The following is a 22,963-nucleotide window of genomic DNA, read 5'->3' on the forward strand; positions in this document are numbered from 1 at the left end:
TTCCGCACCATTATAGCATGAACTTGTCTCAGGCAAAAAGTTGTGGGTGGCGGTGCGATCGCGGGGGCAGATGCAAGTGCGTTAGCTAGTGCGGATGCGAGGGCAGATGCAGATGCAGGTGCAGGGGCGTTAGCTAGTGCGGATGCGGGGGCAGATGTAGGTGCAGGTGCGTTAGCTTCTGTGGGTGCGGGGGCAGGTGCGTTAGCTAGTTCGAGAGCGGGTGCTGATGTAAGTTCAGGTGCGGATGCGGATGCAATCGCGGGTACGGGTACGCGTGCGGGGGCGGGCGCAGCACCCCGCAGCCCCTCCCGGCAAAAAAACTACCGCCGGGCATTAGCCCCGGCGGTACACCCATTCGCCGGCTTTGCAGAGCGCCGCCAGCGACGGCCCGGCGCTGCCCCGGCGGAGCAGCGCAATATCCGCCGGCGCGCCGGCGGCCAGGCCCGCTGCCTCCGGCAGGGCCATGAAGCCTGCCGGGTGCACGGACGCCATGTCCCAGGCGTCCGGCAGGTCGGCCAGGCCCGCGGCGCTAAGGCGCGCAATGTGGCGCAGCAGCATCTGCGCCGAACCGGCCAGCAGCCCGGGCTGGCCGGCGAGATGCAGCCGGCCCTCCGGGGTCAGCACGACGCGGCCGCCGACCGGCGTGTCGTAGCTGCCGGGCGGCAGGCCGGCGAGGGCAACGGCATCGCTGATCAGCAGTGCCCGGCTGCCCTTGACCTTCATCGCCACCTTCAGCACCTCATCCGGGAGGTGGAAGCCATCGGCGATTAGAGTGCACCACAGCTCTTCTTCCGCGAGCTGGGCCCACAGATAATTCGGATGGCGCGGCAGCATAGCATGCGCCCCGTTGCCGAGATGCGTGGACAGCCGCGCTCCGGCAGCGGCCGCCTCCGAGATCTGCGCCGGGCTTGCCGAGGTATGCCCGATGGAGACCGTAACGCCCTGCCGCACGCAGTGGCGGATGAACTCCGCACTTCCTTCCCATTCCGGGGACATCGTCACGATGGATATCCGCCCGCCTGCCGCCTCCTGCCACTGGTCGAACAAGGCCGTACTCGGCGGACGGATATGCTCCAGACTATGCGCTCCGCGCGGACCGTCTTCGGGCGAGAGAAATGGCCCCTCCAGATGGATGCCGCCAATCGTGGCAGCGGCGGCAGCATCCTCTTCACAGGCCCGGGCAATCGCCCGCATGGCGCCGTGAATCGTATACGCAGCACCGGTGATCACGGTCGGATAGCAGGTGGTTATCCCTTCGGTCCACAAGGCGCGGATGGCTTCCTTGACAGCCTCCGCGGTCAGCACCGGATGATTGAAGTCATGTCCCCCATAGCCGTTGATCTGCAGGTCTACCAGGCCGGGCGCGGCTACCGGCAGCTCCAGCAGCTCGTCCGGCGGCAGCAGCAGCGGTCCATCCAACGGTTCAATGGCAGCAATAATGCTGCCCTCCAGATGGATACGGACCGGCTCGCCTGTACGGTAATGCAGTGCATCCACAATCATCGCACAACCGCTCCGAAGGAATCTGTGTCCACAAACAGCCGGCAATCCCCGTGGCTGCGCAGGATTGTGGACGGGCAGGCTGTGGAGACGGATTCATGCAGCGTACGGGTAACTGCACCGCGCTTCGTCGGACCCGGGACCATGCAGAACAGCCACTTGGCGGAGAGCAGCACCGGGATCGTCAAGGTCAAGGCCTGCTGCGGAACCTCCTCCAGACTGGCGAAGCATCCGTCATTCACCTGCTGGGTGCGGCAGGCGGCATCGAGGGTCACCGCTTTGACCAGCCGGGGATCATGAAAATCCGCAACCGGAGGGTCATTGAAGGCCAGATGGCCATTCTCGCCAATGCCGAGGCAGACAATATCGATGGGAGCCTCCGCCAGCAGCCTGCCATAACGCTCACATTCAGCCTCAAGCTCTGCGGCAGGATTGATATAATGAACTCTGCCCGGCTTCACCTTGTCGAACAGCGCTTCCCGGAGGAAGCTGCCGAAGCTCTGCGGCGAGCCTTCCGGGAGTCCGAGATATTCGTCCATATGGAAGGCCGTAATCCGGCTCCAGTCCAGATCCTTGGCTGCGGCAAGCTCGGCAAGGAATTCATTCTGGGAAGGGGCGGCGGCGAAAATAATTCTTACGAAGGTCTTGGACGCCAGCAGCGCCCGGATCGCCGCGGCTGCTTCACGCCCTGCCGCAGATCCCAGCAGCTGCCGGTTCTCAAACACACGGACAAGCATGGAACCTGCCATTTCGGTATGGATTGGTGTCACTTTCAGCATGAGTAGTTCCTCCCTGTGCCTTGTGGTTGTCCGTTCCTTGTTCCTTCCTCACCCCGGAATTCACCCGGAGTGAAGCCTGTATGCAGCTTGAACAGCTTGGTGAAATAGCTTTTGTTCTCGTAGCCCAGCTGCTCGGCGACCTGCTCCACACTTTGCGGAGACTGGTCCAGCAGCTCTTTGGCATGCTCCATCTTGGTATGGGTAACATAGTGAATGAAGCTCATCCCGGTTTCTTTTTTGAACAGGCGGCTGAAATAGCTCGAATTCAGATGAGTGTATTCGGCTACCTCCTCCAGCGTAATTTTACGGTTCAGATGCCGGTCCACATACTGCTTCACCTTCTTGATCTCATCCCGCCGTGTCTCCTGGTACATCTCCCGGATTACCGGCAGACGTTCATAGAAGAATTGCAGGGACCACTCTTCCAGGCTGTCAATATGCTCAATGGCAGTGATAGTGTCATGCAGCATCTCCAGGGAAAAGGTTGACTGGAACTGTTGACGGGCCATCAGCCGCATCTGGTTATCATAGAGCAGCTTGAGCACCCATTCCTTGACCTGGCGCGGAGCAAAACGCTTCACCCGGATATAATCCATCCATTTGGACAGCAGCTCCTCCAGCCGCCCGGCCGATTCCTCCAGGAACGCATCCCGGATCTCCCGGGAGGCTTCGGTGTAATGCAGAAACAGATCCTCACCGGTGAACGGCTGGAGCTCCTTCAGCCCGGTCAGCTCGCCCGGCTTCAGATAAAAGGCATTCTCCCGCCCCTGTGTAAGCAGCGTTATAATCCCTTCACGGAAATGCCCGCTGCCGGGCGGAATACACAGATATTGAAAGGATGCCCCTACCCCCGGCATGCTCTGAACCGCAGAACGCAGCTTGCCGAGCATGGAGATATGGCCGGCACTTGCGCCATTACCCATCCCTCCGGTGAAGACCAGCACGCAGTCCCGCCCGCTGTAGGGCAGACATACGGCGGCCGTTCCATCCTGAAGCACCGCTTCGGCAGCGGATTCCACCAGTGCCATTAGCGCAAGATCATCCCGGACCGGCTCCCCGGTACTGCCGCTGACCCGGCATAGGACGGCTACATTTGCCGTCAAATCGGGTATAATCCCCAGCTCGGCGGCATCCGGAAGCCATTCGGTGTCCGGCAGCTCCCGGGCGGCAATCCGCCGCAGCACACTCTGCTTCAGCAGCACCTTTTGATTCTCCGCCATGCTTTTCCATTTCAGCGTCTGGGCTTTGTCCGCATCCCTGCGCCGCAGCTCATCGCCAATCTCCTGCAGCAGACCGGTAATCAGCTCGCGGCTGATCATCTCCTTGAGAATGTAATCACTCACCATCAGCTTCACCGCCTGCTGCGCATACGTGAAATCATCCATACATGACAGCACCACAACGCGTAAATCCTCGTTCATCAGCTTCAGCTCGCGGATCAGCTCAATGCCGTCCATATAAGGCATGCCAATATCCGTTATCACAATATCCGGCATACCAGCCTGCGCTTTCTCCAGGGCAACCAGACCATTTTTGCAGGCCGAATGAAGGGTCAGTCCAAGCTCGTTCCAGGGAATTACTGCCGAGAGAAAGTCCAGTACCGGATAATCATCATCCACCAGCATCACGCTATACATCGTTCTCACTCTCCCTTTCCTAACCTTGATCCGGAATTTCTTCAGGAAGCACAAACAGGAAGGTTGTCCCTTGTCCGGGGATACTGTCAATGGTAACCTGGAAGGCTGAACCGTACGTCAGATACAGACGCTCGTATACGTTCGACATTCCAATATGAGCCAGTCTGCTGGACGGCATGGCTTCCAGCTCCGGCGGCTCGGAGCCAACCTCTGCCCGGAGCCGGTTCAGGGTCACCTCATCCATGCCCCGGCCGTTATCTTCAATCGCGATGAGCAGCCGGCTGTCCTGGGTCCAGGTGCGGATCAGAATGCGTCCGCTCTCCTGGCGCAGGCCGTGAATGTAAGCATTCTCGATAACCGGCTGCAGCAGGAAGCGCGGGATTTTTACCCCAAGGCTCTCCGAGGTGCAGTCTGTATCCAGCGTAACTTCATCGGCCTGGCGGAAATTCAGCAGCTCCACATAACTCCTGACAATATGCAGCTCATCATGCAGAGAAGTATACTCATCGCGCTGTTGAATGGTCATCCGCAGCAGCCGGGACAGCGAGAACAGCAGCTCCGCATTCTCCTCATCCCCCCGCATCATAATGCGCAGGCGGATGGAATTAAGAATATTGAACAGGAAATGCGGATTGATCTGCGATTGAAGCATCGCCAGCTCGGCCTTGCGCTTCTGCGCCTGCTCCACCTTAATCTGTTCGATCATTTTCTCCACCCGGTCCAGCATATGGTCAAAAGACTTGCCAAGCCGCCCAATCTCGTCATACCCGCGCACGCCGGAACGGATGCCAAGCTCACCCTGCTCCACTCTGGCCGCTACGCTGTCCAGCCTGATTACCGGCTTCGTGAACTGACGGACCAGCAGGACCAGGATCAGCAGGAAGAACGCTCCCGATACGATCTGCACGACTGTACTCCAGCGGTGGGTTGCACTGATCTGGCTAACCGCCTCACGGTAAGGCGACAGGCTGACGATCCGGTAATTTCCATAGGGAATATCCAGGCTGCTGAGCAGATATTGTTCATTCCGGTAGTCCATGAAACGTGAATCAGCTGTACCACTCAGTTCATCCGCAAGCGCAAACGGCTGACCCAGGCGCGTCTTATCCCGGGAGGCCAGTACCGTTCCGTCAGGTGCAATCAGCAGTGTCTCCTGGCCTTTACGGTTATCATTGAAGATCTGGCTGATCCGGCTCTCGGCGATACTGATAATGACCGTCGCATAAGTGGAATTGGAGGACAGCTTGAGATTGCGGGCAATCGTCAGCACCTGCGGGCTGGTCTGGGCAACGGTAGGAATATAGTTATCGAGCACACCTGCCCAGTAGAGATCGAAGACAGGCTGCTGACGGGCTTTTTCCATCCAGGGCTGCTGCAGCAGGGCGCCGACATCCAGCTTGGCGTAAGGATAATTCGAATAATATTGGCCGTCTGAGGTAAGCACGGTGACAAATGTTTTCTCCATCATGGAGGTCACGCTTTCGAGCTTTTCGGTAACCTCTTTGAACTCCAGTACATTCTTGGCTGTATCCGGCTGATGCAGCTTACTGCGCTGCCAATTTTCTTTGAGAATAAGCGTAATCCCGGGATCGAACTGAATGTAATTCGACACCAGCACCATATTGCTGAGAAGGTTCGAGATATACATGCTCTCCTGCTCCAGCGAACGGCGTTCATTCTGAATCACCTGGGAGCGGAGGATGTGCTCGGTATAGGAATTGGAAATATACAGGGTAATGGAGGCGGGAAGCAGCAGACAGAGCAAGGAAGCTACGAGCAGCTTGTTGCGAAAACCGAGTTTCCATCCTTTTGGCAGCAATGGCAATCCCCCCTTCACAATCAGACGATCGTTTTCTTTGCTTCTATCATATCAGCTTTCCGCCTCCAGTAATTCATTTCCCAGTAATATTTCGACAAAATATGACGGTTCGCTTCATTTACTTATTGGCGTCCACGATCTTTTGCAGTTCAGCTTGCGCTTTGCTGACCGTAGTTTCCAGATCCTGCTGTTTCAGGATGTACAGCTCGGTTTCTTTGGTAAAAGCAGTTTCCAGCTCGCCCTGATAGGTCGGCGGTACACTCAGCGGAGCTGGCTTGGCATTCTTGATTACGTAGGCCAGTGAGGTTTCGTCAATCTTGTCCGGGCTCATGGCGGATGCCTTCACTCCGGCGATGTATTGATCGACATCCTGCTTCTTCCAGGCGGAGTATACATTCTGCATCTGCTCGCCCTCTGTAGAATACCAGCGGATGAAATCATAGGCTTCCTGCTGATGCTGCGATTTCTCCAGAATGCCCACATAGTTGCCGTTGGCAATACTGACTCCGGCAGGCTGTCCGGCGCTGTTGGAAGGCATCGGTGCAAAAGCAGTGGTGAACGTAGCCGGGAATTCCTCCGATCCGCCCGCTTCTCCAATCATCCAGTTGCCGGTCACAATCATCGCGGCATGTCCGGTGAAGAATTCAGAACGGTAAGCCAGCTTCTGGGAGATGGTATCTGCATAAGGTACAGCCACTCCGGATTCCTCCGCCTTGCTGCGCAGCTCCAGGGATTGTCGGATACCCGCGCTGTCAATATTTACGATGCCGTTATTGACCAGATTGTTGTCCTTCTCCTGGTTGATGATGGCCAGCTCCCAGTACATCGCCCAGGTATGGAAATAAGTGCCGAAGGTCTTGGACGGCCCGGTACCGCTGGTCAGCTTGGCGGAGTAGTCAAGATAGTCATCCCAGCTCCATTCCGTAGGCACAGCCAGTCCAGCCGCATCCAGCTTGTCCTTGTTCAGCAGGACGAAATAATTCTCCAGGGTATCGGGAAGTGCATACACCTGTCCGTCTACGGATGGATCAATCGTATATTCATCCGCCAGCGTGATGCCTTCTTTGCTGATCAGGTCATTCAACGAAGCCAGCAGTCCGAGTCCCGCACGCTGTGAGTAGTCGGTTGCACCCGGCATGAACACAACGTCCAGGTTCTCGCCGGAAGCAACGAGGAGATCCAGCTTCTTCATCCCGGCCACGGAATCGCCGTTGTCAGCCAGCTCCACGTATTCCAGTGTAATTCCCGGATGGGAATCCTCATACGCCTGCAGAATAGGTTCCATATCCGCCGCAGGTGACCAGTTGGCGACTTTGATCGTGACAGGTTCTGCAGAAGGTGCAGCACTCTCCGCCGCATCCGGTGCAGCAGTGCTGCTATTAGTGGGAGATGCATTATTAGTGTTGTTCGAATTGCCGCAGCCCGCCAGGGCTACAAGGAGCACGGTGATCCATACCAACGCGAATACATTCTTTTTCATTAATAACACCCCTTCTAATGTGAGTTCTCCCTGCCTATGAAGCTTGTCCGGCAGCTGTTCCTTATCGTCTGGACTTACCGATGTATACACTGACAGTCACGTCCGCTCCACCCACCTCCGGTTATGCAACTTCCGGGAACTTGCCAGCCTTCACCCCTTCACCCCCCCCAAGGAAATGCCTTCGATGACCTGCTTCTGGCCGAGGATGAACACTACGAGCAGCGGTACGATTGCAGAGACGGAAGCCGCCATGATAAGGGAATAGAATGCGCCGTTACGGTCAGCGAAGGCATTCATGCCAAGCTGAAGGGTATAGAGCGTCTTGCTGTTCAGAAAGACCAGCGGCGTCTGAAAATCATTCCAGGTCCAGATAAACCGCAGAATGGCATAAGTGGCAATCGCCGGCCGGACCAGCGGAAACAGAATGGAGAGGAAAATACGGATATGGCCCGCCCCGTCGATCTGCCCGGATTCGATGTATTCATTCGAGAGTGAAGCGAAAAACTGGCGGAGCAGGAAGGTTCCCAGTACGCTGAACCCGCCCAGCAGAATCAGGCCCAGATGGGTGTCGTACAGCCCGATAGTGCGGAACATGATGAACAGAGGCACCAGCGTGGCTTCCGCAGGAATCATATAAGTGGCCAGCACCACTACAAATAATGCGTTTCTGCCCGGGAAGCGGATTTTGGTGAAGCCGTAGGCGGCCATGCTGGAGACGGCTACGGACAGGAGTGTCGTGAGTGCTGTGACTTTGATGGAGTTCCAATAATACAGGGTAAAGTTCGCTTTGCCAAACCACACAGAGTGGTAGTTGAACGATGCCCTCCAGGTTTGCGGAATCCATTCGATCGGATATTTGAACACATCAGCCTCAGGCTTAAGCGAAGCGGACAGCATCCATATAAAAGGGAGCAGGAATACGATGCCCAGCAGCGCCATGAGTAGAGTGATGACCGCTTTTCCCCAGTCCAGATTCTTTAATTTCACAGGGGTCCCTCCCTTTCTAGTAATTGACCCAATAGCGCTGTCCCAGCCACTGCAAGCCGGTGATGGCGAGTACGATAACGAACAGAACCATGACCATGGAAGAAGCATAACCCGTCTGGAGATCCACAAATGCGGTCTGATACATGTCGTAGACGACGACTGAAGTAGAGTTGGCCGGACCGCCCTCCGTCAGCACCTTGACCAGCGCGAAGGATTTGAAATTGCCGATAATTCCGGTCACCAGCAGGAAAAAGGTCGTCGGCGTCAGCAGCGGAAAAGTAATGGAGCGGAACTGGGCAAACTTCGAAGCACCGTCGATTGTCGCTGCTTCATACAGATCGGCAGGAATATTCTTGATCCCGGCAATGTAGATAATCAGCGAGACCCCGAGGTCTATCCAGATCATCAGCAGCATGACCGATGGAAGCGCATACGAAGGATCGGCCAGCCACTTGGGCGGGTTGTCTACTCCGAGTGCCGACAGGAAACCGTTAACCGGACCGTAGGAGGGATGGAACAGAACCTGCCACACTACTGCGACAGCGACGACACTGGAAATCTGGGGCATGAAGTAGATGACCTTGAACGCACCCGGCGCGTAGACATGATTGGTGATTATCACCCCCAGGATCAGCGCTATAGCCATTCCCACCGGTACCGCCAGCAGCATAATGAAATTATTGCCCAGCGACTTCAGAAACACATCATCCTGAAACAGCTGGCGGAAGTTGTCCAGTCCGTTCCAGCGGATCTTGTCAAACCCGGTGACGAACGACCACTTGGTGAAGCTGAGTATGAAGGAGAAAATCATAGGGATCAGCGTAAATACAATTACTCCGAGCAGCATGGGCCCGGTGAACAGATAACCCATCCATATTTCTTTCCATTTCCGTTTGTTTCGGCGGATGACCGGATTCTCCCGGGACTGTGGCAAGGCAACTGACGTCTTCAAGGCTCTGTCCCCCCTCTTGCGTGATGTTATCTCTCATTATAGAAAAGCAAAGAATTTTACATAAGTCACGATCCTGACCCGTTCAGAAAAATTTTTACCTGCCGTTGTCCCAATCAGCGATTTGCACACATCATGGCATGCAGCTGGCCAAATCAGTCAAAAACGGTGCCGATTTGCGCAAAATAGTTGATTTACTCCGCCTGCCCGCTTTGTTATCTTCTAGGCAAGCGGAAGCTTAGGCTTACAAAACTTAAAGCGTATGCTTCCGAAGCCAGTTTTGCGAAGAGACTCAGGAAGCTTAGGCTTACAAAACTTTTAGGAGGAATGTAAATGAACGCAAAGTCAGATATTATGTCCGCTTATATGGAAAGCATTGTGGAGTTGCTGAATGAGATACGGAGTGAGCCGAGGGAGAAGCTGGTGCAGGTGGCAGAGCTGCTTGCGGATCATATTGCAGAGGATAAGCTGGTCTATCTGTACGGTCCGGGCGGGCATTCCAACATGAATGCGACCGAGGTCTTCTTCCGGGCAGGCGGCCTGATGCATATCAGCGCTATATTAGATGAAGGCACGATGATCTCGAACGGCGCACTGCGCTCGATGGCCGTTGAACGTACTCCCGGCTACGGAACACTTGTTATAGAAGATAACCGGCTGGGCGAAGGTGACATCCTGATTCTTGCCAATGCCTACGGCATTAACACCGCCTGTGTCGATGCTGCCCTGGAGGCGCGGCGCCGGGGGGTTATAACGATTGCCGTTACCTCTGTCGGCCATGCCGAAGCTACCCCCAAGAATCATATTGCCCGCCATCCTTCGGGGCAGAACCTCTATGAACTGTGCGACTATGTTCTGGACAGCAAGGTCAAGCCGGGCGATGCTGCACTGCATATTGAGGGGATTGAACCGAAGATGGGCTCAACCTCAACCTTCGCCAACGCTTTCCTCCTGAATTCACTGATGATGACCACGGCTGCCTGTCTCGGGGCAAAAGGGATTGAGGTGCCGGTCTGGCGCAGCGGCAACGCTCCGGGCGGGGATGAATGGAATAACCGCTTCATTGAGCGCTTCAAGGGCCGGGTCCGCTGGCTATGAACATTCCATTGATTCCGCAGCCTCAGGTGGTGCAAAGCCGGGGACCGGAACCGGTCAGCGGCATCCGCGGCTGGTCGGTGCAGCTATGGAGTCCCGGGAATGATGTCCGGTTATTGGCGGCAGCGCAGGGAATATTCGCGGGGGTGACAGAGGTTCAGGAGCCTGGAGGCAGCGCAGTATATGCGCTGGTCTCGGAGGGAACCCGCTTCAATCCCCGCATGGCCCGGCGGGTAGAAGGCAAGCATGACGGTTACGTATTGGTAACAGATACAGACCGGGTTGAACTATACGCACTTAGCGCTTCCGGGCTTTTCTACGGGATTAGAACATTGGAGCAGCTGCTGGATAGCGGCGGAGGCGCCGTACCTGCACTGACGGTGGCCGACTGGGCGGATCTGCGGCTGCGCAGCGATTATCTCGATCTGCGCACCGTCTATCCGACCTATGAGCATATGCTGGAGTATATCGCAGAGCTGGCCAGCTACAAGATCAATACGCTGATCATCGAATATGAGGACAAGCTGCCGTTCCGCAAGCTGAGCTTCCTGCGCCATCCCGAATTCGCCTTCACCGAAGAAGAACACAGTCAGCTCCTGCAGACTGCACATAACCATTTCGTCACCGTGATTCCGAAGCAGCAGTCCTTCGGGCATCTGGAATATATTCTGAAGCATCCGGTCTATATCGGGCTGCGCGAAGTCCCCGAGACCGTGTCGGAGCTATGCCCGCACCGCGCAGGCTCCTTCGAGATGATGGCCGGCATTCTGGAGGAAGTGGCTGCGCTTCATCCGCACAGCGATTATCTCCATCTGGGCTGTGATGAGGTCTGGACGCTCGGCACCTGTGAAGACTGCCGGAATTCCGGGCTTACTCCGGAGGCCTCCTTCATCCGCTTTGTCAATCAGCTGGCTGAGAAGACAATCAGCCTCGGCAAAACACCAATGATCTGGCATGACATGATCATGCACGCCACCCTGGACGAGATCGCCGCACTCGACAAGCGTGTCGTAGTGGTAGTCTGGATCTACGGCGGGCACCGGATGAAGGCGGATGCCCGGCTCATTCTCCACAAGCTGCGCGACGCCGGCATCGAGACCATCGGCGCCTCCTCTGTCCGCTGCTGGGATGATAACGGCGACCAGAATTATCCGGTCATTCATAACCGGATCAAGAATGTGCTAGACTGGATTCAGCTGGCGCAATCGGAGCAGCTGGACGGGATCATTCATACGAATTGGGGATGCCCGTTCTCACTGGGCAGTCCCTACGGCCTGTTCGAGACCTCGCGTTATCCGGCGTTTTTTGCCGCAGAGCAGAGCTGGAATGCCAAGGCGGATATTTCATCCTTCCTGGCCCGTTTTCTGCACCAGTTCCACGGGCTTAATACGGCCCAGCTGAGTGGAGAAGAATGGGCAGATTATGCGGTAACCGACTATTATGCCCTGATTCCGCAGCTGCTTCCGGCTGTGAAGAAGAACCGACTCACTGCCGAGTTGATTGATGCAATGATTCAGTATGAGATCCCGGCGCAGCGCCGCTCTCCGCTGCATACGTTCCTCTTCCGCGGAGCGATGTCGCCAGGCAGTGAGGAAGTCATTACCTTCCTCCGGGATAAGTACAGGAGCGGATACGGCGATCTATTCAGAGCCAAGCAGCGGATGCAGAGCGTGCTTGCAGAGCTGCTCCCGCCGCAAATGGCGGAGCTGTTCATCCGCTCCCGGTTCTACCGGCCGGAATTATTCGAAGCAGACCTGCGCGGGATGATTACAGATCTTGAGATGATTGAACAGAAAGCGGGGGATAGCTGATGCCTGATATGCTTGTGAAGTTATATGATCTGCCGGATAATAGTGCGCTGCTGAAACGTCTGCGGGGAGAAGGAATTGCCATTAAACGGGCGATGACCGGGGATAAGCAGGCCATTGTGGATTTTGTCGGCCGCCATTTCACGAATAGCTGGCGGAATGAATGCGAGACGGCCTTCTCGCATCTGCCCGTCCATTGCTACATTGCCGTGAAGCAGGGCGAAGTGATCGGCTTTGCCTGTCACGATGTTGTTGTGAAGAACTTCTTCGGCCCGACCGGCGTGCTGGAGGATTACCGGGGCCTCGGCATCGGGAAGGCACTGCTGCTGGAATGCCTGTCCGCGATGCACCGGAACGGCTATGGCTACGCCATCATCGGCTGGGTCGTGGACGCAGTGCCTTTCTATGAGAAGAGTGTCGGCGCGATTGCGGTCCCTGATTCTTTTCCCGGCGTATTCCGCGACTTGATCAGTATGGACTAAAACAGCCCTTTGATACAGCAAACAGCGGCAGCCAAGGACCAAAATGTCCCTGGGCTGCCGCTGTTTTATTGTCGTTACAGATGACCTATCCGCCGAGCTAGCAGAAATCGAAAATCGGAAATCCTTTATTTTCTGCCCAAATGCAGGTCGATTGTATCATAAATAGTTAACACATCACCGGACTTCATAATCGCCGCTCTGATCTCTTCCTCAAACGGCTCTTTAATAGCAGACGGCATGCTTCTATGGTCTGAATATGTATTAAGCAGGGCAATGTAATCCGCCGAGGAGAAGCTTCTGGTTAGGTGATACAACTTGAACTGGATATCTTTGAACCCGTAGGTACGCAGATTCTGTGAGATGGCCTGGTATTTTTCCGTATCATGTTCGATTAATTTGGTATTCGAGGGTCTGTACTGCTGGTAAATACGCTGAATATGCTGATGTAATTCGTCATCCTCCCGCGCTGCAAAAGGCCGGTTCCAGAATAAGGCCACTGTTCCGCCCTTCTTCAACAATTCACGAACCTTCGGGTAACCAACGTCCTCTGGAATCCAATGAAATGCAGTAGCGGAGTAAATGAGGTCTACGCTTTCGTCCGGGCCTGTGAATTCTTCAAAAGTCGTATTGTGCACCCTGAAATTCTTGTGTTCCCGGAACTTTAGTTGTGAGTACTCCGCAAGGTCTGCCCCCAGTTCAATGGCCGCTAATTCGCAGCCCGTTTCCAGAAAAGGCCGGGTAGCCTGGCCCGTTCCGATCCCGATTTCAATGACCTTCCCGCCCTGCCCGATCCGGGAATACGCTATAATGTCCCGGAATAATTCCGCACAATAAGCCGGTCTCCATTTATCGTAATTCGCCGCATCCTCATTGAATGTTAACCGTTTATCCATACATCCTCCTCCTTCAGTAAATAACCGGCACCATTCCCCCATCCATGCGGATTGGAGAACCTTTAAATGCTGCCGCATAGGGACTGCATACAAAAGCAGCCAGCCTGCCGATCTCCATAGGCTTGATGAAACGCTGTAATTCAGATTGCGGCAGACTTGCAGCCATAAATTTCTTCTCTTTTTCTGCAAACGTCAATTTCCCGTCAGGATACATCCCGTCAATGATTTGTTGCACATTCTCAGACAGTGTAGGTCCAGGCATGATTGTATTAACCGTAACCTCAGTTCCTGCTGTCAGCTTGGACAGACTCTTGGACAAGGACAGCAGCATGGATTTGGTCATTGCATATTGAGGCATCTGTCCTGAAGGCATGACGGCTTCTTCACTGGCGATGAAGAGGATACGGCCGTAGTCTTGTTTCAACATTCCAGGGATATATAATTTCGTTAATCCGTTTGCAGCAAGCACATTCGTGCGGAAATACTTCTCCCATATGTCATCGTCAACATCCTCATACTGCATCAATTCATAAATGCCCATATTGTTGATCAGAAGATCAACGCTGGGGAATTTCGCGAATAAAGCTTGTCTTTGTGCGGCGTCCACTATATCAGCAGCGGCATTCTGAGGAGTGGTGTCCGGGAAATTCATCTTCAATTCACTGACGGTCCGCTCTGCCTCTTCGTAATTCCGTCCATTGACCAATACGTTAACGCCTTCCTTGGCAAGCTCTATAGCAATGGCTTTCCCTATGCCTTTCGTAGATCCTGTAACTAATGCTGTTGTGTTGTTTAATCCCATATCCATAATTCACTTCTCCTTATTCGAACATTCCTGTGTTCCGGATAGTGATTATTGTACCCCGCCGGGATTGTTCAGTAACTAGCCCCTTGTGCCAAACTTCTTGTTTAACACGCCAAAAAAATACTGCTCACGAAATGCCGGCATCCGGAAGATGCTCAGCACGCCACTTCGAAGGAGTGTCCCCCTCCCACAGACGGAAAGCACGGTAGAAGGAGTTCTGGTCCTCGTAGCCAAGCAGGTAAGCCACTTCTTTAATATCAAGCGAAGGGTCTGCCAGATACTCACGGGCCTGCTCATGCCGTGCTTCTGTCAACAGCTGCTTGAAGGTCGTATTTTCGTCAGTCAGCCGGCGCTGCAGGGTCCGGCCGCTCATCTTAAGCTGCTTCGCAGCGGCCTGAATGCCGGGGCATCCTCCTGCGAGGCTGTGTTTAATGACCATTTTGACTCTTCCGGTAATAGAGCGGTTGTCATGCAGTTCAACGAGTGACCGGTCCAGAGCGGGTGTCAGGATCTCCAGCAGCTCTTCGTTATACGATACAAAGGGAAGATCCAGATCACTTCGATGCAGCGTCAGCCGGTTAAATTGCCCGCCTGACTGGATTGCACAGCCGAAGTAGGCTTCGAGGACCCGTTCATCGCCCATGGACTGCGTAAATTCGACGGACTGTGCCTTCAAGGGACGGCCTGTCCCCTTCCTCCCAAGCTCCAGAAGAAAGGCCAAAGTGATCCCCGCCAGCACCGGAGGACCGGATGCTTCGGTATTCAGCCATTCCAGTTCAACTGTACAATGCCCGTTCTCCTCCGTGATCCGCAGGCTTTCGGGAGGACACAGCTGCTTGTATCTGGCCATCCGGTATAGAGCATCGCGGTAGTCACGGGCGTGATACGTTGCTAAGACGGTCGGAGGGTACTGCGTGGTTTCAAAGGCGGCTGCAAGCTTGATGATCCCCTCTGCAGTGTCTCCGGTGAGCTCGGAATACGCCTGCCAGATTGCGAAATATTGGGCAGTGGTGACTGAGGATTCCGTTGTTATCGATAACGGCAGCTGTGCATGGCGGGCCACGTCGCGGGAGGCAATTCCTAAGTGATTTATGCCTGCCCAGAATCCCGGAGGTATTCTAATAAGGTCAGAGAGAAGGGACTTCAAATGTACGGACCTCCTAATGCCAGTTGTAAATTCATAGCTGTGGTTGTATTAAAGCCATATAAGAATACTCTTATGCCCGTTGCAATGTCTACAGGTGGAATAAAATTCATCCACATTTCTCATTTTGTTTTAACATGCAGGCGTTACAATGGATTCAGATCATAACTAAGCTGAGCTCACAAAACCTGTAGGAGGATTAATCATGCCTAATATCTGGATGCATCTCGAATACGGGCAACAGCTGGCCGGGGAATTCCGCAGCCGGTTCCCGTTCTTACATAAGTTTCAGCCGCAGGAACAGTTGTATAATCTCGGCTGTCAGGGCCCGGATTTCCTGCTGTATCATAGTTTTCTGCCCTGGAGCAAGGATGCGGGGGCCCTTCATCTCGGGGATCTGATGCATACGCAGCACTGCGGGCCTGTGCTTATTGATAGCTGGGAAGCTGCGCGGACTCTCGAAGGGCCGGAGGCAGACCAGGCCCGGCTCTACTTCCTTGGCTTCCTGACCCATCATCTGCTGGACCGGAACCTGCATCCGTACATTAACTGGAAGGCAGGCTACAAATTCCGCGATCACCAGCGGTTCGAAATCGATTTGGATACCTTGTTCATGAAGCGGCTGCGGGGCGTCAATACCTGGCAGAATGCCGCCTGGACAAGAATAGACGCAGGTCCCCGGCTGCCTGAGCCGGTTCATCATATTCTTCACACCACTGCATTCCGGCACTACCCGGAAGCCATGGGCAAGCTGCCCTCCGAGATCTGGCAGAGCTCCTACCGGGATATGGTGCTGGCTCACAGATGTCTTTATGATCCGAAGGGCTGGAAGAAGGCACTTGCCTGGGGCCGTACCCGCCGTCTGTTCTCCCGGAAGCTGACTGCCCATGAAGAGCAGCTGGATTATCTGAATGACCGGCACTCCGAGTGGCGGCATTCCGCACTGTATTCCGAGGTCCGGACGGAATCTGTCTGGGAGCTGTGGGAGCAGGCGCTGGAGGAAGGCCGGACCGTGCTCACCGCGCTCGCCGATTGGCTGGAATGTACGGACGCCGCCGCGGCAAGGCATAAGCTCGATCAGTTCATCACAGTACTGGGCGACCGCTCTTATGATACGGGCAAGGAATGCAGCATGAACCTGCAGAACCAATATGCAGAGCCCATCTGGACCAGCCTGCCTGGCAGCTGATCGCAGTCAGCGTCTCACCCGGCTCTGCCGCCGTTTCAACCGGGCAATGAAGCCGCCCAGGGGGGCGGCGCGGGGAACGGGTGGGCGCTTCGCAGAAACTTGGGCACTCCCGGCGGCGCTTCGCAGTAACTTTGCCGCTCCCGGCCGCGCTTTGCAGTAACTTCGCCGCTCCCGGCCGCGCTTTGCAGTAACTTCGCCGCTCCCGGCCGCGCTTTGCAGTAACTTCGCCGCTCCCGGCCGCGCTTCGCAGTAACTTGGCCGCTCCCGGCGGCGCTTCGCAGTAACTTCGAGGCTCCCGGCGGTACTTCGCAGTAACTTTGCCGCTCCCGGCCGCACTTGACGGTCACTTCATGACCCGTCAGCTGATGAAGCGGACTGAAAATCCGCTATCTGAGCAAAACAAGCCGATTTCCCGCCCAACCGGACTCAGAATCGCTTATTTGTCCGACTACTCCTCATTTCAGCCCCATTTGAACAAGATAGCGGATTCTCAGTCCGCATACCCGCCATATGGAGGTTTTTTGCTGAAATAGCGGAATCTCAGTCCGCTTCAGCGAAAAAGACAAATCATATTACTGGCGCGAAGCAACTACAATGTTTACTTTGGAACAACATCATCCCGCCCGCTTCCGGCGCCTCCAAACCGAGTTATCGCATATTCCAACTGTATAAATCTCCCAAGCAGCCAAAAAGCGCCCGGTTTCCCGAACGCTCCTCGTAATCCATCCTATATTTTGCTATCATCACGTACTGTTCCTATAATTACTGGTAATGTTCCTATTGTCACGTATTGTTCCTATTATCCCGATGTCGTGATAACTCCGATGCCGTTCCATGCCCGGCTTATATCAACAATTACAGCGGCTCCCTCGGAATAATCTCCGGCGGGGTCTGCGGAATAATTTCCGGCTGCTCCTGCGGAGGAACCTCCGGCGGAATTACAACCGGTCCCGGTTCAGGGATCATGTCCGGCTTCACTTCGGGTACAACTTTCGGTGGAACCTCTGGCGGCAGATCTTTATTCATATCCTCTTACCTCCTTCATTCCTGATACCTATGTATACCCGCTCCACCCCTTCTTGAAAAAAAAGCGGATTCGAAACTCCCCAATCTTCCTCTATGCCAGATGTTTAACCTGCGGTTGATCTCCATGAAATATTCGCCTGCTAAGCTCAAGGCAACAAGAATACAGGGAGGGATTCCGATGCGTCTGGCTCTATTCACGGACACGTTTCTTCCGCAGACCAATGGTGTTGCCCGCACGCTTAGCCGGTTAACCGGCCATTTGCACCGCAGGGGGATTGAGCATCTGTTGTTTACCCCTAAGTCCGCACCGGAGAGCAGCTACCCAGATCCCGTCCGCCCCATCGCCAGCATCCCGTTTTTTCTGTATCCCGAGTGCAGGCTGGCCTTGCCGGGCATGTCCTCTATTCAAAGTAAGCTAACGGCTTTCGCCCCTGATCTGATCCATCTGGCCACCCCGTTCAACATCGGCTTATCCGGCCTCCGCTATGCCCGTAAGCAGCAACTCCCTCATGTTGCCTCCTACCACACCCACTTCGACCGTTACCTGGAATATTACAAAATGCGAAGAATTGTCCCGCTCTACTGGAAATATATGAAGTGGTTTCACCGTTCCTGCGATGCTGTGCTGGCCCCTTCCCAGGAGACATTAGCCTCGCTGCGCGCAGAGGGCTTCATGAGACTGCGCCTGTGGTCCAGAGGCGTCGACTGCACTCTCTATTCCCCTGAGAAACGAAGTGAAGAGTTGCGGGAGCGGTATGGTATGCGCGCACCTCTGGTTATGCTCTATGTCGGGAGGATTGCCCCGGAAAAAGATATCACCACCCTGCTGCTCGCCATGCAGCTTCTGCCGGAATCCGTACGCTCCGGTGTGCAGCTGCTGATTGTCGGAGACGGGCCGCTCCTGCCTGAGCTCAGATCACAGGCACCGGACAACGTAACCTTTACCGGTGCGAAGCATGGCGAAGAGCTGGCGGAGCTGTACGCTTCAGCCGACCTGTTTGTCTTCCCTTCCTGCACGGAAACCTTCGGCAATGTCGTGCTTGAAGCCATGGCTTCGGGGCTGCCGGTCATCGCCGCAGATGCTGGCGGTACCAGGGATCTGGTCGTTCCCGGTGTCACCGGGAATCCGTTCGAACCCCGTAATCCGGCAGCGCTGGCACGCGGGATTAGTATCCTAGCCTCCCAGCATGCACTGCGGGCGTCTATGGGCCGGGAAGGGCGGCGCCTCGCGCTCGGACGTTCCTGGGAGCATATTTTCGACGGATTGATCAAGGATTACGAAGAGGTGATCGAGAGCCGGAAGAGCAAAGGAGGGGCGGGTATTTTCACTGCCTAGTCCAGCTTCAGAAGCTTAGCGTCTCCTATCACCATCTGCAAAAATTCGGGAGAGCGTTCCTGTTACATTGGGGATGCTTTTTCCTGTTGTTCACTGTTTCTACCAATCACACTCTTGACCGGTGGTATAATGGCGCATATTATACACTTATAACATTAAGGACCTAAATTATGGTATTAGATTGGTGGTGTTTCTTTGGAGCCTGCAGCCACGATTCGCAGTCAATTAGAGGCTTATCTCTCTGCACAGCATATGTCCATTAATCAATTCTCCATACAGACCGGCATTAATTCGGGAACGCTCAGCCGTTTGCTTAACGGCCAGCAGCCGATCGCCATGAGTCATTTGGAATTGATTACCCGGGGGATGGGAGTACCGGAGGACCATTTCTATAGTTTGTATGTGGATGAATGCTTCTATCATTCAGCACCAACCTGGCGGCGACTGCGCCCGTTCATTCTGAGTTCAGCAGCGCTTGGGCGGCTTGACTGTATTGAACTTGTGGTTAGGAATCTGCTCGACAATTTAATCTATGCACCCATGCTGTTTAAAGTGGCCGAAGGCTTGTTTCAGGAGGGCCAATGGCAGGCAGCTGCGGTTCTGTACAAGAATGTGAGTGCAAGTGAGAAGTATCAGCATTCCGAACGGCTTGCTATATGCCAATACCGCTTATTCCGCATTTCCATTGGTGACAGCCAAGTCCTCAATCTGCAGGCGGCTCTTCTTTTTGAATGCTATATTGAGCGGTTAGAGGTAGCGGATCAGCTGGATGGGCTGAAACACCTGATGCATGTCTATTATTCACTGCACAAGTGGGACAAGGTAGATGAGCTGGCACTGGAGATGCTCCGTTTGGCTACGCTCAGCTACAATTTCCAGCATCCCTCAGGCCGCAAGGACAGAAGCGAGAAAGCTCCTGAGAAACCGTTATACTTCTACATTCTATATTCCTATCTTATGCGCTCCAGTGTGCAGGAAGAGTATGGGGACTATACAGCAGCGCTGAATCTTATTCCACAATATATGGAGGCAGACTGGATACAGGAAGACAGTGATGAGGTCCGGGAGACGTTAGCTCAATTTAAGCTTTGGGGAACGGCAAACACCCACCTCTACCGTGTAATGGCCGGGCAATATGAGGGGCTGCAGGATTATGTAGACTATATCTCTAACCACGAGGGGCAGGTTTTTACAGCTGTCTATAATATCATTAAATCAGCAAACCGCTACGGATGGAATATAGATTACATTCTTGCCAGGTTTTCCAAGTATGTTCCTTATGAACCTTACAACTCCGGCTTCGGCAAATATAATCATCAGATTATTGCAGACCAGCATGCCAGATTCCTCACTGAGCTAGCCATGTATAATCTGCACAACAAACGGCACGATGGAATTAGCGTAATACTCAAAAGTTTGGAATCATCCGTTAGAATCAATAATGAAAGCCTAATCATTAAATGTGTGAATTTGTTTGAGCAGCACCGGCATCAGGCCAGCGAAGAAGAGCAAGTGCAGTATAAATTTCTAATCAGAGAGGTGCAGGATCCAAATGACCAAAAAGTTCATCATGTTTCTAACTTCGTTTAGTCTGCTACTTGTAATTATTTTACCGGTTGGAGGTATCGGATTCACAACAGATCTTAATAGCTCCCAATTAATTTCTACTATGGGTCATGGTGCGGGTGAGGGTTAGGTCTGTATATATTTGAATATTATTGTTAAGAAAATAGTATAACGATACTCCTAAGATGCTCCCGGACCCGGGAGTGTCTTTTTTGCGGAGATAGACTTAAATTTGAAGTATAGTGGAACTGCCAGCAACTAATCAACCGGCGGAGCTCGTTCTGACACCCCTCCTATCCGCGCGGACTTCCCGTCCGACTCGCATTACGCGGAAGTGAAAGGCCACCGTCTCCACTATATTGACAAGAGCAGCCGCAGGCAGTAGGTGAAGCTATATTTGATTTGATTTGATTCAGAGGCTCGATGCCCTATAAAAGCTAGGCTCAGCACAATCCCATAGGGTTACCTGCATCGGGGTCCGGCTGGCCTTTCAGAATTGTCTCATACCGTGACAGCTTCATATTTACCGCTGTAAAAGCCCGGTCCAGCTCCTCCTGTCTGCGCTGAAGCTCGAGCTTGTGGGCTTCCAGAATGGCTTGCCTTTCGGGTATCGTGGAATCTCCTTCTGCGGCAAGGTTAACGATCTGCTTCAGTCCGGCCACTGGCATTCCTGTGGCCCGGAAGCAGGTCATAAGCGAGATCCAGTCCAGATCACCCTGTTCAAAAACACGGTTCCCCTGCCCGTCCCTCTGTAGAGAAGGCAGCAGCCCTTCTTTCTCATAATAGCGGATGGTATGGGCGGGGAGCCCCAGCTTGGCCGCAGCTTCTTTGATCAATATACTCAAAGCGGTCACTTCCCTCAGATCACGGCAGTGATCAAGTTTTTCCTATAGTATAGGGGTTAAAATGCACTTTAAGTCAAGCTTGAGTGCTTGAGTACCTGGGTGCCCTGAGCCAGCGTTGTGCTTCCCCTAGCTTCTCACCTGCGGATCGTCCGCTGAATTCCCGCAGCAGAATATCCGCTTAAATCGCGAATTCCACTCCTGTCAGCTTCTCGCTGAGCGTCCACAGCTGCTCCGCAATCTCCCGGTCTACTGCCCAGGGCCATACCCCGGAGCCTTGCACACTGCCAGCCGGGACAGCTTCGGACAGATCAACATCCTCGCAGTAGACTCCCCCCATGCCTGCCAGTTGTTCACTTACTGCGCACCAGACGCTGGTTGCCGCGCCCTGCTCCACCGTCTTCATCCGGTCTGCTCCGGCACTGCCAGCAGGCTGTTCATGCTTCACACCCTGCGCCTCCGGGATCGGCTTGACGCCAAGCTCTTCCGCTTCCAAGAAACGCCCGATGCCGGAGGATGGAATTAATCCCGGATGCACTGCAAAGGCCCGGATTCCCTCACCTTTAGCCTTCTCATCCAATGCTATGGCGAACAGCACATTTGCCGTCTTCGACTGGGCATAGGCGGTCCATTTGTCATATTCACGGTGGATGAAATTAGGATCGTCCAGATCGACACCGCCCAGGCGGTGTGCCCGCGATGTTACGGATACAACACGGGCATTGCCTGCCTGCTTCAATGCCGGCAGGAGCCTGGCCGTAAGCTGGAAATGCCCCAGGTGGTTGGTGGCAAACTGGGATTCATAGCCCCGGGTATCCCGCGCCAGCGGTGCAGCCATAATGCCGGCACTGTTAACCAGCATATGCAGCGGCCGTCCTGAATCCAGGAAACGCCGGGCGAAGCTGTCGATGGAAGCAGGGTCCATGAGATCAAGGGCTTCAAGCTCCAGACGCGGAATTCCGGCGACTGCAGCCTTGGCCTTGTCCGGTGTCCGTGCCGGTACAATGACTGTAGCTCCGGCACCGGCGAGTACACGTGCAGTTTCCAGGCCAATGCCGGAATATCCGCCGGTTACGATGGCTATTTTCCCGCTCAAATTAAAGTTGCCGATTACTTGTTCCGCCGTAGTCCCGGCACCAAAACCGCTCCCAATCGGAGCCTGTGGTGTTGCGCTGCTATTTATATACTTGTGCATAGTTGTACCTCCTAAGTAAAGTTTCTTTCCAGGCGCATGGCCGGCTACCCGGCTCTACATAACTAATAGGAACCGACAAACTCACCTGCCTCAGCGCCTTCGCCTTCATGAACCATCATAATCCTTAAAGTGCACTTTAAAGCAAGCATCCATTTATCCCCTTCATATCCGCCTCAAGCCCTCTCCCCCCCCAAATAACGGTGCTTAACTCCAAAGCAATAACAAAATCGCCCGGAGGACGAATCAAGCGCGGCACATCAAAAGTAAAATAACTCGGCTCATCTACCCTACCATTGGCACATTGTATTCGGTTTTTCGCATACATTCGGCTCGTCTCCACTCTCGTTCTCTTAAGCCCCTAATCAAGGCGTACGAAGCAGCAGATGCTCCCCCGGGTAGGCGGCTCCAAATCGCTTCTAAAAAAAAGACCT

General features: G+C 54.3%; 20 protein-coding genes. 6 read left to right on the forward strand and 14 right to left on the reverse strand.

The annotated features are described in order from the left end of the window. Positions 1-333: 333 nt before the first annotated feature. The 7 genes from GC101_RS19275 to GC101_RS19305 form a co-directional block, all read right to left on the reverse strand. Positions 334-1,503, reverse strand: coding sequence for an N-acetylglucosamine-6-phosphate deacetylase (locus tag GC101_RS19275; protein WP_171718543.1), 1,170 nt, complete (start codon positions 1,501-1,503; stop codon positions 334-336). Then, positions 1,500-2,279 carry a glucosamine-6-phosphate deaminase gene (locus tag GC101_RS19280; RefSeq protein ID WP_081969917.1) on the reverse strand — a complete coding sequence of 260 codons (780 nt, stop codon included), beginning with the start codon at positions 2,277-2,279 and terminating at the stop codon, positions 1,500-1,502. Before GC101_RS19280 ends, GC101_RS19275 begins: the two co-directional genes overlap by 4 nt. Next, entirely contained in the window at positions 2,273-3,916 is a 1,644-nt protein-coding gene (locus tag GC101_RS19285) for a response regulator transcription factor (protein ID WP_171718544.1), read from the reverse strand. The genes GC101_RS19280 and GC101_RS19285 overlap by 7 nt, the downstream gene beginning before the upstream one ends. A 19-nt stretch (positions 3,917-3,935) precedes the next feature. Then, on the reverse strand, positions 3,936-5,735 hold the full coding sequence (locus GC101_RS19290) for a sensor histidine kinase (RefSeq protein WP_171718545.1): 1,800 nt from the start codon (positions 5,733-5,735) through the stop codon (positions 3,936-3,938). A 118-nt stretch (positions 5,736-5,853) separates the two neighbouring features. After that, positions 5,854-7,215, reverse strand: coding sequence for an ABC transporter substrate-binding protein (locus GC101_RS19295; RefSeq protein ID WP_171718546.1), 1,362 nt, complete (start codon positions 7,213-7,215; stop codon positions 5,854-5,856). 150 nt (positions 7,216-7,365) lie between these two features. Continuing rightward, on the reverse strand, positions 7,366-8,154 hold the full coding sequence (locus tag GC101_RS19300) for a carbohydrate ABC transporter permease (protein ID WP_047013965.1): 789 nt from the start codon (positions 8,152-8,154) through the stop codon (positions 7,366-7,368). Positions 8,155-8,218: 64 nt separating this feature from the next. Next, the gene (locus tag GC101_RS19305) at positions 8,219-9,073 is read right to left on the reverse strand and encodes a carbohydrate ABC transporter permease (RefSeq protein WP_171718678.1); all 855 of its coding nucleotides are present in this window, start codon (positions 9,071-9,073) and stop codon (positions 8,219-8,221) included. 411 nt (positions 9,074-9,484) lie between these two features. Here GC101_RS19305 and GC101_RS19310 point away from each other — a divergent pair, with 411 nt between their 5' ends. The 3 genes from GC101_RS19310 to GC101_RS19320 are packed head-to-tail and all read left to right on the forward strand — an operon-like array spanning position 9,485 to position 12,536. Next, positions 9,485-10,249: a sugar isomerase domain-containing protein gene (locus GC101_RS19310; RefSeq protein WP_171718548.1), complete on the forward strand. Its 765-nt coding sequence runs from the start codon at positions 9,485-9,487 to the stop codon at positions 10,247-10,249. Then, positions 10,246-12,057, forward strand: coding sequence for a family 20 glycosylhydrolase (locus GC101_RS19315; RefSeq protein WP_171718549.1), 1,812 nt, complete (start codon positions 10,246-10,248; stop codon positions 12,055-12,057). The genes GC101_RS19310 and GC101_RS19315 overlap by 4 nt, the downstream gene beginning before the upstream one ends. Further along, positions 12,057-12,536 (forward strand): GNAT family N-acetyltransferase, encoded by a 480-nt coding sequence (locus GC101_RS19320; RefSeq protein WP_171718550.1) that lies wholly within the window; start codon positions 12,057-12,059, stop codon positions 12,534-12,536. The genes GC101_RS19315 and GC101_RS19320 overlap by 1 nt, the downstream gene beginning before the upstream one ends. Before the next feature lie 125 nt (positions 12,537-12,661). On the opposite strand, the gene GC101_RS19325 is transcribed toward GC101_RS19320, so the two are convergent. The 3 genes from GC101_RS19325 to GC101_RS19335 all read right to left on the reverse strand — a co-directional run bounded on the left by GC101_RS19325 (position 12,662) and on the right by GC101_RS19335 (position 15,381). Next, positions 12,662-13,429 carry a class I SAM-dependent methyltransferase gene (locus GC101_RS19325; RefSeq protein WP_171718551.1) on the reverse strand — a complete coding sequence of 256 codons (768 nt, stop codon included), beginning with the start codon at positions 13,427-13,429 and terminating at the stop codon, positions 12,662-12,664. Positions 13,430-13,442: 13 nt separating this feature from the next. Beyond that, the gene (locus GC101_RS19330) at positions 13,443-14,237 is read right to left on the reverse strand and encodes an SDR family NAD(P)-dependent oxidoreductase (protein WP_171718552.1); all 795 of its coding nucleotides are present in this window, start codon (positions 14,235-14,237) and stop codon (positions 13,443-13,445) included. Between the two features lie 124 nt (positions 14,238-14,361). After that, on the reverse strand, positions 14,362-15,381 hold the full coding sequence (locus tag GC101_RS19335; protein WP_171718553.1) for an AraC family transcriptional regulator: 1,020 nt from the start codon (positions 15,379-15,381) through the stop codon (positions 14,362-14,364). A 202-nt stretch (positions 15,382-15,583) separates the two neighbouring features. On the opposite strand from GC101_RS19335, the gene GC101_RS19340 reads away from it, so the two are divergent. Then, positions 15,584-16,567, forward strand: coding sequence for a zinc dependent phospholipase C family protein (locus GC101_RS19340; protein ID WP_171718554.1), 984 nt, complete (start codon positions 15,584-15,586; stop codon positions 16,565-16,567). 855 nt (positions 16,568-17,422) lie between these two features. Here the strand turns inward: GC101_RS19340 and GC101_RS19345 are convergent. Then, positions 17,423-17,593: a hypothetical protein gene (locus GC101_RS19345; RefSeq protein ID WP_160311840.1), complete on the reverse strand. Its 171-nt coding sequence runs from the start codon at positions 17,591-17,593 to the stop codon at positions 17,423-17,425. Positions 17,594-17,771: 178 nt separating this feature from the next. Here GC101_RS19345 and GC101_RS19350 point away from each other — a divergent pair, with 178 nt between their 5' ends. Both GC101_RS19350 and GC101_RS19355 read left to right on the forward strand, forming a co-directional pair. Further along, positions 17,772-18,929, forward strand: a complete 1,158-nt coding sequence (locus GC101_RS19350) for a glycosyltransferase family 4 protein (protein WP_171718555.1) — start codon at positions 17,772-17,774, stop codon at positions 18,927-18,929. Positions 18,930-19,124: 195 nt separating this feature from the next. Beyond that, complete coding sequence (locus tag GC101_RS19355; RefSeq protein ID WP_246354401.1) at positions 19,125-20,519, forward strand: helix-turn-helix domain-containing protein; 1,395 nt, start codon at positions 19,125-19,127, stop codon at positions 20,517-20,519. Between the two features lie 419 nt (positions 20,520-20,938). On the opposite strand, the gene GC101_RS19360 is transcribed toward GC101_RS19355, so the two are convergent. From GC101_RS19360 to GC101_RS19370, 3 genes are all read right to left on the reverse strand, one after another. After that, positions 20,939-21,340 (reverse strand): MerR family transcriptional regulator, encoded by a 402-nt coding sequence (locus GC101_RS19360; protein ID WP_042135528.1) that lies wholly within the window; start codon positions 21,338-21,340, stop codon positions 20,939-20,941. A 178-nt stretch (positions 21,341-21,518) separates the two neighbouring features. After that, complete coding sequence (locus GC101_RS19365) at positions 21,519-22,532, reverse strand: SDR family NAD(P)-dependent oxidoreductase (RefSeq protein ID WP_171718556.1); 1,014 nt, start codon at positions 22,530-22,532, stop codon at positions 21,519-21,521. Positions 22,533-22,668: 136 nt separating this feature from the next. Then, on the reverse strand, positions 22,669-22,857 hold the full coding sequence (locus GC101_RS19370) for a hypothetical protein (RefSeq protein WP_171718557.1): 189 nt from the start codon (positions 22,855-22,857) through the stop codon (positions 22,669-22,671). Positions 22,858-22,963 lie beyond the last annotated feature (106 nt).

The organism is Paenibacillus phytohabitans, assembly GCF_013141775.1.
Lineage (GTDB): Bacteria > Bacillota > Bacilli > Paenibacillales > Paenibacillaceae > Paenibacillus_AQ > Paenibacillus_AQ phytohabitans.